Below are 12653 nucleotides of genomic sequence, written 5' to 3'. Positions count from 1 at the left end.
TACCCGAGGCGATAATGCGGAGTTAGCAGTGTTGTCCTTGCTAAAAGCTCGCTTAACAGAATTGAACACACGATGAATGATGACGGATTCTCCGATGATTATAAAGGTTCGCTATAATAAGTGGATTCGTTACGATGGACAATAATTTCAGCCGTATTTGGGACTAATTTTCTATCCCATTCGTTAACTGCCGCGCTAAGCAATGATTCATGGCTGTCATAATCTCCTTGTATAAGAGAGATTACGCTGCCCATGCCTAAAAAGTCTAGTGCCCGCAGAAGATTGCTCATCACCATTTTATTATCAATAGGCTTAGCGTGATTTTGCTTGCTGAGCTTTCTGCCTGGGGCTACGGCGGCCACCGGAATATGACAATAGTCTATTGGCGAGCACGCTAAAGTGCGGTAAACCAAGCGATGCAAAGGCGTTACGTCAAGTAAATCACTGCCGCGGACAATGTGTGTAACACCTTGGTAAGCATCATCTAGCGCCACCACTAGGTTGTATGAGTAGAGGCCATCTCTGCGTTTAATAACCACATCTTCAGGCGTGGTGGTAGTAGGGGATACCTGCCCCATAATACCGTCCTTAAACCCCGTTAATGGTTGCGCTAAAACGAGTCGCACGGCGCACTCTTTTGATGGCGGTAAGGCCAAAGCGCGACAGCGTCCGTCATAGCGACCGCCCATCGCTTTAATTTGTTTGCGGGTACACTCGCAGTAGTAGGCTCGGTTATCTTCAAATAACTGGTCAATTTTATGTTGATAACGTTCATGGTGCTGACTTTGATAGAGCACCGCGCCGTCCCAGTTAAGCCCGTGTGCCTCTAAAGTTCGTAAAATTTCGCTGTCAGCGCCTGCCACACAACGGGGGGCATCAATATCTTCCATTCTAACTAACCAGCGCCCATTACGCCCTCTCGCATCAAGATAACTTGCAAGCGCAGTAACAAGAGAGCCGAAATGGAGAAGTCCAGAAGGGGAAGGCGCAAAGCGGCCTACATATGACGAAGTGGGGTCAATGGGTGATTTCATGAAAATAAAGAAGCCGCACTGCCAGTGAGCGTGTTCACTAGCAGTGTGGTTATTACCAGGCGATTAACCTTGTAATTGTTTTTCTTTAATCTCCGCCATGGTCTTACAATCGATGCAAAGATCGGCTGTAGGGCGGGCTTCTAAGCGGCGAATACCAATTTCGATACCACATTGGTCACAGAAACCAAAGTCGTCTTCTTCAATCCGCTTCAGGGTTTTTTCAATCTTTTTAATAAGCTTACGCTCACGGTCACGTGTACGTAACTCAAGACTGAACTCTTCTTCCTGTGCTGCACGATCTACGGGATCGGGGAAGTTGGCGGCTTCGTCTTTCATGTGCGTTACAGTGCGGTCAACTTCTTCACGTAGTTGGTTGCGCCATGCTTTAAGTAGCAAACGGAAATGTTCCATTTGCGGCTCGCCCATGTATTCTTCATCCGCTTTGGGTTGATAAGGCTGCAAACCTGCAAGCGCTAAAAGTCCCAAGGATTTTGCTTCTTTTCCTGTTGGCATGTGCCACATCTCCTACACTACGACATCCATCTTGTCCCGAATGAATCGCATATCTATAGCAGACTCGCTCATTCCAGGCAATTACTCGTGTCTATGTAATTATTATGTCGAAGGGCGTTTTTACCACTCTTCAACACAGCTACCAGTAAACGCTAAGGTGCGTCCGGCTAGTAAAACAAGGCGCAAATATGAAGGTGAATTAAAAAAAATCAACCTATTTTTTACAATATAATGGGTAGCGATTGATTTATAAGTATTTTTTGTTCATCGATTAAACATGACACTGCCATGATATTTACTCCTGCTTGGGCGGCGTTCGCTACGGCTTGGGCATAATTAGGGTCGATATCATCTGCAATGTGCACGGTTTTTACGCCGCTATGCTGTACGCAAAAAAGTAAACTGGTATTAATACCCTGCAAAGCCAACTTGGCAAGGGTTTCACAGTGTTTGGCGCCCCTGGTGGTAACCGCATCAGGAAAGTAGCCTTGGTTGCCGCGGGCTAAGGTAAGCGATTTCACTTCTATGTAATGGGTGTGTCCAGCGTCGTTACCCGCAAAATCGAATCGGCTGTCAGCCCCCAAAGGGGTGACTTCTGCTTTCCAGCTATCGATATGAGAAAATGCATCTATGGCCTTGTTATTTAGCGCCTCCGCCACCAACTTGTTAGCATTGTGCGTATTAATGCCAATAAAGTCGCCATCAAAGGTTTGCGCTAATTCCCACGTGTACTTGAGTTTGCGTTTCGGGTTTGATGATTCGCTTAAATAAACGGGGTACCCAGGTTCAGCGCATCCGGTCATTGCACCTGTATTTGGGCAATGGGCGGTGACAAGGTCACCATTTTCAAGTTCTACGTCGGCTAAAAAACGTTTGTATCGTTTTATAAGTTTGCCACGTAGTAAGGGGGTTGAGAATTCCATGCTTACAGCCTCCTAGTACAATGGTTACCAGCATTTTAGTATTATTAATACGCAGCAACATAAAAGTACATCTAATAAATTTATAAGGATAAAAGCGCAATGGCAGAATTTACCGTTAGCCTGAGTTATGAAAAGGCAGGTGCTCCATGGGGAGACAACGCACGACTTTCTTTTACTGAAACCGGTGCGGTTATTCACCTTGCCGATGAAAGCCCCAATGAACGAGCCATATCACAAGCTGCGCGCAAACTTGACGGTCTTAACCTTGCAGGCGTTACCCTAACGGGTGAGTGGCAGAAAGAGCAGCAATGGGCGTTTGCGCTTAGCTTCACCCGCGCTCGTAATCCTGCCAGTATCGAGTGGGCAGACAATAGCGATAAAGCCACGTTAGCGCAAGAGTACGCAGCGCTGCTGTTTACCCGTCAATTGGTAAACGACACCCCAGAAGACCTTAGCCCAGAAACACTAGCCCAACGCGCTGCTAACTGGTTGCAAGAACTTGGTGCAGACAAGGTTACGTATTCAATGACAGTGGGTGAGGCGTTAAATGACGCGGGTTGGGTAGGTATATACAACGTAGGCCGAGGAAGTGAGCGCCCTCCTGTGATGTTAGAACTTGATTTTAATCCCACAGGCGACAGTGAAGCGCCCGTTGATGCCGTGCTTGTAGGTAAGGGTATTACCTTTGACAGCGGCGGTTATAGCATTAAATCTAGCGAAGGCATGTTAGATATGAAGTGTGACATGGGCGGCGCCGCCACGGTTACCGGCGCGCTAGGTTTAGCAATAACCCAAGGTATTCAAAAGCGTATTAAGCTTATTCTATGCTGTGCTGAAAACCTTATCAGTGGACATGCCTACAAACTTGGCGACGTACTTACCTATAAAAATGGGGTAACTGTGGAAGTGGTTAATACTGACGCAGAAGGGCGGTTAGTGTTGGCTGATGGCCTAATGGCTGCGACAGAAACCGGCGCCCCGCTTATTATAGATGCTGCCACCCTTACTGGCGCGGCTATGGTAGCACTGGGCTCAGATTACCACGGGGTCTTCTCCATGGATGACAACGCAAGAGCGCAGATGCTTGAAGCTGCACAGCAAGAGAACGAACGCTTCTGGCCGTTGCCACTAGAGCCATTTCACGCTGAGCGCTGCCCATCAGCCTTTGCTGACACTGCCAACAGTCGTCCGATGAAAGGCGGCGGCGGTGGTGGCGCTTCTAATGCGGCAGGCTTTTTATCACGTTTTGTAAACCCTGATGGAAAAGGCTGGGTGCATCTTGACCTTGCGGCCGCTTACCATGGTAGCCCAACGCCAGAGATGCCTGTAGGTGCAACAGCCAAGGGAATTCGCGCCATAGCGCGCATGCTTCATAACTTTAAGTAATCAAAAAAGAGATGCCAGCACAGTGTTGGTATCTCTTTTATTAAACCTTGTTACGCTGTTGGGTTGTGGCCAGCGTTAAAAATAAGATGTACTCGCTATCGGGTTGCCCACATTGCTTGCCCATATTGCGCCGTAACCCAGTGTGGCCTATTAAGTAGGGTATGCAACTACGCGAAGTGTACTACTAGGCGATAGGGATGGTTAAAGGCCACCTAACCGTTCGGCCAATTGTTTGTAACGCTCTACATCTGAATTATCAAACAAGGGGTTACCATCTACATCTTTGCCTTTAGCAACTAATAGGCTTTCTCGCTCTAATCGTTCTACTCGCCCTTCTTGAATATCTAAGTAGGCGGCAACTTCTTTAACCGTCATTAAACTCATTTTCGTATTCCCCTATGTTGGTATTTTTTAATTTGGTTCTAACATCACACACGCACAGGTGTTAATTGCAAAAATCGCGTATTTTTTCGTTTAAGTTATAGCAATGCTGAATTTCTGCGATACCATTAGAGCAAATGTGACCAGTAAATGGCACAGTTTTTACGTGTAATATAATTAGTTAAGCCTAAATTCCAGAATTTACGAGTCGTTTTTTTGCCATTGGTCTTTTCTTCAGGTTACACATAGTTTTATACGCATTAGCACTTACATGTCGGAGATATTGAATTAATGGACACTTGGTCGGCTGCGGTTATGTTATTTTTGATCATGGATCCATTAGGCAATCTGCCCGTGTTTATGTCGGTGCTTAAATCCATAGAGCCTCGACGCAGACAAATTATCTTGCTAAGAGAGTTACTGTTCGCTTTAGTCATTTTGTTTCTTTTTCTATTCAGCGGACAGTCGGTGTTAAATTTCTTAAATGTTGAACAAGAGACGGTAAGTATTGCTGGGGGGATTATTCTGTTCCTTATTGCACTAAAGATGATATTCCCGTCCTCAGGTAATCCCAGTGGCTTAGCAGTGGGTGAAGAACCTTTCCTTGTTCCCCTTGCAATCCCTATGATAGCAGGGCCTTCCACCTTAGCCGCACTTATTCTATTGGCCAATCAAAGCCCTGATAGAATGACAGATTGGTCTATGGCGTTAGGAGCAGCTTGGGGTATAAGTGCCGTAATTTTAATGTTTTCAAACGTTTTTCATAAGCTGTTGGGTGAGCGAGGCCTAGTGGCTATGGAACGTCTTATGGGTATGATTTTGGTAATGATAGCAATTCAGATGTTGCTGGATGGCGCAACTCAGTACTTTATGCACGCCACCGGAGTAGAGTAATGGCAAAGCAAAAACTAAACATATTCGCGCGAGTACGCGAATTAGAAGGCTGGAAGGCGGTTGCGTATAGCGCGGCGTTATTAGAAAGAATGATCCCAAATTATGCACTTTTTTGTGAAGTGTCAGAGTACGAAGAGGCAGCAAACCTTCGTGCCTGTCTTGATTTGATTTGGGAATCCGTAAAAGCACCAAAAAGTAAATTCAACGTTGCCGTGCAACTTGAAAAGGTAGAGCTCGGTACGCCCGATACGCAAGATTTCGATACTTATGGCGTGTATCCGGCCATCGATGCGGCAATTGGTGTGGCAGCAGCACTTAACCTTATTGGCGGTGACGACCCACAAGGGGCAGTAGTGGTAAGTAAACTCTCTCAAGGCAGTGTTGAAGCCTACTTGTTAGCCAGTGGCGAAGCGAGTGATGAAACCGTGAAAGAGCATCCACTAATGATGTTTGAAATAGCGGTTCAAGATGAGTTGTTATCTACTATTGAACAAGCCACCTCACCTCAGCAGGCAGCACAATCTCTTAAACAGGTAGCGTTAGAGGAAGGAATTTCAAATATAGGGCTAGATTTGGCCTAAGCCTCACTTAACCTCACCGAGGTAAAATTCAGCGTAAACTAACCGCTAAAAGGGTTAGTTTACCTGTACCAAGCAATAGCGCAGCGCAGTGGTACGTTTATCTTTTATTATCTGCCAGTTAGCGGGAAGTTCTACCAACGCTAAGTTTGCTTCATGTTCAACGTAAACCACGCTACCAGATTTAACGAGATTGTATTGCTCTAATGCATCAAGGGTAGGGCCGAGAAGACCTTGATTAAACGGTGGGTCAACAAATACCACGTCATATTGACCATTTTCAAGCTGTGCAAGGGTAGTAAGTGCATTGCTATTATAAACATGGGCGTTACGTGCGTTACCAAGACTGCTGATATTGGTTTTTAACTGTTGGCTTGCGGCCTTATCGAGTTCAATAAAGTCACAGGATTTTGCATAGCGAGATAACGCTTCTAGCCCCAAGCCTCCAGAACCTGCAAATACGTCTAAGCATTTTGCGTCGGTAATATGATGCATTAACCAATTAAACAAGGTTTCTTTGTTTCTATCTGTAGTGGGGCGAAGCCCTTGTGCGTTTAACACAGGTAATTTTCTACCGCGAAACTGCCCGCCAATAATGCGAATTTGCCCTGTTTTAGTGGCATTGTTTCGGGTATTTTTATTTTTTGTCGTAGATGTTGCCCTAGTCGGGCGAGAAACTCGCTTCATGGTAGCTGACAATGGTATCATTGGTTCATACAATAGCCGGCCAGTGTAGCCGAATTTGCGCAGAATTTATAAGGATTTGTCCTCACTATGTCGAAACTTTTTGGCTGGTTCAGCAAGAACAAAAAAGCAGATAAGAAAAAAGCTCAAGAAACCCAAGAGCAGAAAACGGTAGATGACGGTGTCATTGATGATTCCGCCCGTGCCGATAATAGCGATACGCGTGTAGACACCAATGTAGAAAGCGAAAACGCAGAACACGTTAACCCCTCTGAAGTAGCAAAGACACCTGCAGAAACCAAGCAGACTGCTACACAAGACGCAGATGAAAACCTTGATGCCTCAGCGGAAATTACCGCATCTGAGAATGTCACATCTGACAACGACAGTTCTCAGAATATTGCTTCTCACAAGAAAGAACAGCAAGATCACGCTGTGCCAGAGCAGGTGCATGAAGACGCCCAGCTTGAAGTTCCTGGCAGTGATGATGAAGACAAGGTATTGCCGGCAGAAGAAGCGGTAGGGCGGTTAGATGATGAAATTCCACCAGAAAATGATGTAACGCTCGCGCCCCCAGTAGAAGATGAAGTTAAGGCGAATAAGCCTGAGGTAGATGATGTCACACTTGATACCTCAAACGTTAGTGAGCAAGTATCTACCACCGAACGGGTAATTGAAGCAACGCCTACAGAAGCCGCCCAAGAGGCTATAAAACAAACGTCGGAAGCACCAATCGCACCGCACAAGCCAGAGAAGAAATCGCTGTTTTCTCGCCTCAAACAAAGTTTGTCGCGTACTAAAGCAAACTTAGGCAGTGGTTTTGTTAGTTTGTTTAAAGGCAAAACTATTGATGATGAGTTGTACGAGGATTTAGAAACCCAGCTACTAGTAGCCGATGTGGGTATGGATACAACCCAGAAAATCATCACCCACTTAACAGATAGTGCATCAAGAAAAGACCTTAAAGACGCAGAAGCCTTGCTTGATATTCTCAAGCAACAGATGTCTGACATGCTAACGAAAGTGCATCAGCCGCTACCCGATGTAATGGCAAGCCATAGTGCCGAAGACGGCCCATTTGTTATCTTAATGGTGGGCGTAAACGGGGTGGGCAAAACAACTACCATAGGTAAACTTGCCAAGCAATTTGAACAACAGGGCAAAAAAGTAATGCTTGCGGCAGGCGATACATTCCGCGCGGCGGCGGTAGAACAGCTACAGGTGTGGGGCGAGCGCAATAATATCCCGGTTATCGCACAGCATACGGGGGCCGACAGCGCATCTGTGCTTTACGATGCACTAGAGGCAGCGAAATCACGTAAATGCGATGTGTTAATTGCTGATACTGCAGGGCGTTTGCAAAATAAAAACCACCTAATGGAAGAGCTTAAGAAAGTGGTGCGGGTAATGAAAAAGATTACTCCTAACGCGCCCCATGAAGTGATGCTTACATTAGATGCGGGCACCGGGCAAAACGCCATTAGTCAAGCGAAGCTATTTAACGAAGCTGTCGGGCTCACAGGTATTACGCTAACCAAGTTAGATGGTACTGCAAAAGGTGGCGTTATCTTCTCTATTGCCGATCAATTTGGTATACCTATTAGATACATTGGGGTAGGCGAAGGTATTGATGATCTGCGTGAGTTTAATGGACAAGAGTTTATTGACGCCCTGTTTAGTGAAATTGAGAATGGTGAGTCAGCACAATAATAAGCCATTGATGGCTAAACAGTAGTGGTTTCACTGACGTCAGTAGGGACAAGGCATGATTAAGTTTGAGCAAGTAAGCAAGACTTACCCCGGTGGGCAACGAGCACTGAGTAAGGTGAACTTCCATATAGCCCCTGGGGAGATGGCTTTTTTAACCGGCCACTCAGGTGCGGGAAAAAGTACCCTACTGAAACTAATTAGTATTATGGAGCGTCCCACGGTAGGACGCGTGCTTATTAACGGCCACGACCTTAATGCTATCACTCGCCGCGACATAGCTTACATTCGCCGTGATATAGGCATGATTTTTCAAAGCCATCAATTGCTGATGGATAAAACCGTATTCGATAATATAGCGTTACCTCTTGTGATTGAAGGCTATACACACAAAGAGATTGGCAAACGTGTTGATGCCGCACTTGATATGGTTGACCTAAGAGACAAGAGCCGATGTTTGCCGATTATGTTATCGGGGGGGGAACAGCAGCGGGTGGGTATTGCCCGCGCCGTGGTGAATAAACCGCCATTGCTATTGGCCGATGAACCTACCGGCAATTTAGACCCTAAACTTTCCATGGAAATTATTCGTCTGTTTGAAGATTTTAATCAAGCGGGAGTATCGGTGTTTATTGCCACCCATGACCTAGGGTTAATTGCGCGCATGAAATACCGCACCTTGACGTTAAAGAACGGGCAAATGATAACCGATGGTCTAAATGACAACATTGATGAAGGTTGGCAATCATGAGTATTTTGTTTTCCAACCGTAGCCAAGGGGCCTCTAGAGTTAAAATTGGCTTGGTGCAGTCAATTGTTATGGTTTTTGTAAGTCATGTTAGGCAAGCACTTTCGAGCTTAGGCGAGCTATGGCGCCAGCCCGCCGCGTCACTCATGACCATTGGCGTACTGGGGTTAAGTATTACCTTACCCAGCACCTTGTATATTATGGTGAAAAACACCGAAAAGATAACGGCAGGCTGGGATCAGGCATCGGAAATTTCGTTATTTTTAAAGCCCAGTATCAGCGCTACTCAATCTCAGCAGCTAGTTGCTAGGCTTAATACGTGGTCAGAAATTGATTCGGTAGTTTATATACCCGCCGATGATGCGCTAAAGGAATTTCAGCATCTATCGGGGTTAGGTGATGCTATTGCTTATCTTGAAAGTAACCCGCTTCCTGATGTTGTACTCGTCACGCCTACAGAAAAGCATGGTGGACCCACATCTGCAAAGGCCTTGTTAGCAAAGCTTAAGCAGCAGCGAGAGGTGGACGTAGGTAAATTAGATATAGAGTGGTTAGAACGTCTTTATGCACTGGTGAATATTGCCGGTGATATGGTGACCCTTATCGGCTTGCTGCTATTTATTGCGGTGGTGTTAATTATTGGCAATACCATTCGTCTTAATATCTTAAACAAACACGACGAAATAGTAGTAATGAAGCTTGTTGGGGCTACCGATGCCTTTATCCACCGTCCCTTTTTATATACAGGGTTTTGGTACGGCCTTCTTGGCGGGCTATTAGCTTGGTTTTGTGTGATTATTATTTTGTGGTGGATGGACGCGAGTATAGCGACGTTCGCGGCTATGTATCAAAAAGAGTTCAATATTACTGGCTTAACCGGCGCAGCGTTACTCACAATGCTAGGCCTTTCCATTGCATTAGGGTTACTTGGCTCATTAATTTCTGTGCAGCGCCACGTAAGGCAGATCGAGCCAAGATAGGCAGAGAGCACCGCCGTCCCCATCGTTAAAGGTGACTACTGTGCTTTTACGGTAGCCTGCGGATAGTGTTCAGTAATGGCACTACGCACCCCATTACCCCATATAATGGCTTGATTGTAGAGGGCGTGCAGTTGCTTTTGCTCGATATCCAGTATCTTTGCTTGTTTAATTACATTCATCCATAGAGCGCTTTCAAAGGCTCTTACCAACACCATGTAATTCGCAAATTCGGCATTTTTACCCAAAAGCGCATTGTTTAGCTCATCTGATAGCGGCAATTGCTTCACAATGTCAGACATCGATTGGTCTAATAAACCCTCTAGCAGCGAAAATAAGCCCACTAAAAAGCCAATAGGCGGGTTCGCTTTTAACCCTCTGCGCTGAGAAAGTAAGTCAAAGAACTTAGCTCTTACAAGTGACATATGCACAATTTCTAGGGGCTTGTCGTCGCTTAAGTTAGTTAGGCTGAGTAAGGCGATAAATTTCTTAATCTCAACCTCACCCATATAATTAAGCGCATGCTTCAACGACGTAATTTTATAGCGCTTATTAATGGTGGGGTTATTGATAAACTTCAACAATAGATAGCTAAGAGAAGCGTCACGCTCAATAATTTGGCTAATACGATTGATATCGAAGCTATCGCTTGATATTTCACCCATCAAATCAACGATATTAATTTTAGAGGCGGGCAACTGGCGCACTATGCGTGCTTCTGGTTGCGCAAAGAAATAGCCTTGGAAAAAATCAAAGCCCAACTCTTTGCATGTGGCAAAATGATCTTGGCTATTCACCTGCTCGGCCACTAATGTCACGTTGGAGTCTAAATACTTGGGAATGTGTTTTTCGATAGTTTCAAAGCGTGTTTTAGTGACATCCACTTTAATAATATCGATTAGCGGAAGCAGGTTATGCCGTTCGCTCAACATCATAGGGTCATCTATAGCAAGCTTAAACCCCATTTGCTTAATATGGTTACACGCTTCAAGCAGGCCCGTTTGGGTGTATGGGTTATCTGTCAATTCCACAATAACCGACTCTGGGTTTAACGAGGTAGGAAAGCGAGAAATTAGCGTATCAGAGGCGAAACTAATAAACGATGTTTTCTCACCGCTAATATCATCAAGCCCAAGGCCGTGAAATTGTTCAGCAATTTTTTTACTGGTATCAATGTTATGCTCAGGATAGGTGCCCGCTTTGCCGTCTCTAAATAGCAGTTCATAAGCAAAAACGTGTTTACTCTTATCTAAAATGGGCTCTCGAGCGACAAATGCAAACATAGCGGTTTCCTGAGGTTACAGCCTATAACGATAATTTAAGTAGTCTTAAGCACCGTCATCAACTTTATTTTCATTATACTACGCCATAAACTCGCCTACTCACAAGTTATTAGCGTGCTTAGTGCCACTAAAGGTGCAGGCAGATCTCAACATAATCTGCTTCATCCTAGTCTTTAATCGAAGACTGCATTTGGTGCGCCCATTTCATCGCTTCCATAAAGCACTCATGGACCATGGCTTGACGAAGAGAGTACTTAGCAGCAAATTTTTTAACCCCGCCCCAACGAGCTTGTTCAAAACATATCACCAGTGTTAACGTATCTTTGAGTATGCCCGGTTTCCCGCACAGTGCATCTTTTACGTTATCACTCACCGGAACCTTACTGATCAGATCATCAATGCTTTGTTCCATCATCACATCTAACAAGGACAACAGCCCGGTTAAGAAACCAGTCATAGAATCGCCCTGTTGTTTTAATGAGGTAAATACCAGTTCGCAGAATTTAGCGCGTACTAATGCCATGTGCATAAGCTCAGAGGGTTTGTATTCGCCTAATTTAGCGAGGGACATGAGTGCGATAAACTTCTTCACTTCAACTTCACCCATAAAGTTAAGCGCATGCTTTAACGACGTAATTTTATGACGCTTGTTCACCAATGGGTTATTAATAAACCGCAGCAGTAAGTAGGTAAGCGAGGGGTCCCGCTCAATAATGCTGTTTACTTTTTGAAGGTCTATTGTGGCTTGTCCACTTAGTGTAAGTAGCTCCATCATGGTTAAGCTAGTAGGCCCGAGCCGTTTATGACGGACAATTTCCGGGCGTGCTAAAAAGAAACCTTGAAAGTAATCAAACCCCATTTCTTTAAATTTATGGAATTCCTCATAGGTTTCTATTCGCTCTGCTACCAACTTAATTTTGTGTTTATGAAAGCGCTCGATGAGCGCCGGAATCTCTTCATGCGGTATTTCTGTAGTATCAATCTTTATGACACTGGTAAATGGAATAAAGGCTTCCCATTTCCCTTGCATATCATAGTCATCGAGCGCAATGGGATAACCCAACCCGCGAATATGCTTACACGCGGCTACCAATGCGTCGTCAACATCAACGGTTTCTACCACTTCAATCACTACCTTGTTAGCGTCAAGTGAGGTAGGAAACCTATACATCAAGGTATCTCTATGAAAGTTAATAAACGCTTTCTTATCCCCGGTGATCTGTTCAATCCCAAGGCTTAAATGAGTAGATGTAAGTATTTTTGAGGTAGCTTCATCCGGTGAAATATCAGGAAAGCAGTTATCTTCCCCAATACGAAATAATAGTTCGTAGGCGTAGACCGTTTGTTCTCTATCGAATATGGGTTGCCTTGCAACATATGCGAACATTAAGTACCTCTTCGCTCCTAGCGCTCTTTACTGTTCGTATTAGTTATAAAGAGCGTGTTATCCCTATCACGAATGCTTCGCTTCACGACATTATTTGAATCGAATAATTCGAATATACCAATCTAATTGTTGCGGTAGCAAAAGTCGAGCGCCCTAGT

The 12653-nt window shown here is 45.0% G+C and carries 13 protein-coding genes; 6 read left to right on the top strand and 7 right to left on the bottom strand.

Features of this window, described 5'->3' with window-relative positions:
• Nucleotides 1-98: 98 nt before the first annotated feature.
• From gluQRS to sfsA, 3 genes are all read right to left on the bottom strand, one after another.
• Nucleotides 99-1034 (bottom strand): tRNA glutamyl-Q(34) synthetase GluQRS, encoded by a 936-nt coding sequence (gluQRS, locus tag GTH32_RS13745; RefSeq protein WP_163086708.1) that lies wholly within the window; start codon nt 1032-1034, stop codon nt 99-101.
• 63 nt (nt 1035-1097) lie between these two features.
• Complete coding sequence (gene dksA / locus GTH32_RS13740; RefSeq protein WP_163086705.1) at nt 1098-1547, bottom strand: RNA polymerase-binding protein DksA; 450 nt, start codon at nt 1545-1547, stop codon at nt 1098-1100.
• Nucleotides 1548-1768: 221 nt separating this feature from the next.
• Nucleotides 1769-2470, bottom strand: coding sequence for a DNA/RNA nuclease SfsA (sfsA, locus tag GTH32_RS13735; protein ID WP_163086702.1), 702 nt, complete (start codon nt 2468-2470; stop codon nt 1769-1771).
• Between the two features lie 99 nt (nt 2471-2569).
• Between sfsA and pepB the strand changes: the two genes are divergently transcribed.
• On the top strand, nt 2570-3856 hold the full coding sequence (gene pepB / locus GTH32_RS13730; RefSeq protein ID WP_163086699.1) for an aminopeptidase PepB: 1287 nt from the start codon (nt 2570-2572) through the stop codon (nt 3854-3856).
• Nucleotides 3857-4057: 201 nt separating this feature from the next.
• Here pepB and GTH32_RS13725 read toward each other — a convergent pair whose 3' ends face one another.
• On the bottom strand, nt 4058-4240 hold the full coding sequence (locus GTH32_RS13725; protein ID WP_163086697.1) for a helix-turn-helix domain-containing protein: 183 nt from the start codon (nt 4238-4240) through the stop codon (nt 4058-4060).
• 288 nt (nt 4241-4528) lie between these two features.
• Here GTH32_RS13725 and GTH32_RS13720 point away from each other — a divergent pair, with 288 nt between their 5' ends.
• Both GTH32_RS13720 and GTH32_RS13715 read left to right on the top strand, forming a co-directional pair.
• Nucleotides 4529-5131, top strand: coding sequence for a YhgN family NAAT transporter (locus GTH32_RS13720; protein ID WP_163086694.1), 603 nt, complete (start codon nt 4529-4531; stop codon nt 5129-5131).
• Entirely contained in the window at nt 5131-5712 is a 582-nt protein-coding gene (locus GTH32_RS13715; RefSeq protein WP_163086691.1) for a YjaG family protein, read from the top strand. Before GTH32_RS13720 ends, GTH32_RS13715 begins: the two co-directional genes overlap by 1 nt.
• A gap of 54 nt (nt 5713-5766) precedes the next feature.
• On the opposite strand, the gene rsmD is transcribed toward GTH32_RS13715, so the two are convergent.
• Nucleotides 5767-6417: a 16S rRNA (guanine(966)-N(2))-methyltransferase RsmD gene (gene rsmD, locus GTH32_RS13710; RefSeq protein ID WP_163086688.1), complete on the bottom strand. Its 651-nt coding sequence runs from the start codon at nt 6415-6417 to the stop codon at nt 5767-5769.
• 66 nt (nt 6418-6483) lie between these two features.
• Between rsmD and ftsY the strand changes: the two genes are divergently transcribed.
• From ftsY to ftsX, 3 genes are read left to right on the top strand one after another with little or no spacing between them, the layout of a single operon-like run.
• Nucleotides 6484-8103 (top strand): signal recognition particle-docking protein FtsY, encoded by a 1620-nt coding sequence (gene ftsY / locus GTH32_RS13705; protein WP_163086685.1) that lies wholly within the window; start codon nt 6484-6486, stop codon nt 8101-8103.
• 55 nt (nt 8104-8158) lie between these two features.
• Complete coding sequence (ftsE, locus tag GTH32_RS13700) at nt 8159-8851, top strand: cell division ATP-binding protein FtsE (protein WP_163086682.1); 693 nt, start codon at nt 8159-8161, stop codon at nt 8849-8851.
• Nucleotides 8848-9828 (top strand): permease-like cell division protein FtsX, encoded by a 981-nt coding sequence (ftsX, locus tag GTH32_RS13695; RefSeq protein WP_163086678.1) that lies wholly within the window; start codon nt 8848-8850, stop codon nt 9826-9828. Before ftsE ends, ftsX begins: the two co-directional genes overlap by 4 nt.
• Before the next feature lie 35 nt (nt 9829-9863).
• Here the strand turns inward: ftsX and GTH32_RS13690 are convergent, their stop codons facing one another.
• Together GTH32_RS13690 and GTH32_RS13685 are read right to left on the bottom strand one after the other, a co-directional pair.
• Entirely contained in the window at nt 9864-11108 is a 1245-nt protein-coding gene (locus GTH32_RS13690) for an EAL and HDOD domain-containing protein (RefSeq protein ID WP_163086675.1), read from the bottom strand.
• A 166-nt stretch (nt 11109-11274) separates the two neighbouring features.
• Entirely contained in the window at nt 11275-12495 is a 1221-nt protein-coding gene (locus GTH32_RS13685) for an EAL and HDOD domain-containing protein (protein ID WP_163086673.1), read from the bottom strand.
• Between the last annotated feature and the right edge of the window lie 158 nt (nt 12496-12653).

The organism is Alteromonas profundi (genome assembly GCF_010500865.1).
GTDB classification, from domain to species: domain Bacteria; phylum Pseudomonadota; class Gammaproteobacteria; order Enterobacterales; family Alteromonadaceae; genus Alteromonas; species Alteromonas profundi.
Note: the sequence above shows the minus strand (reverse complement) of the source record. Positions and strands in the feature narration are given on the sequence as shown.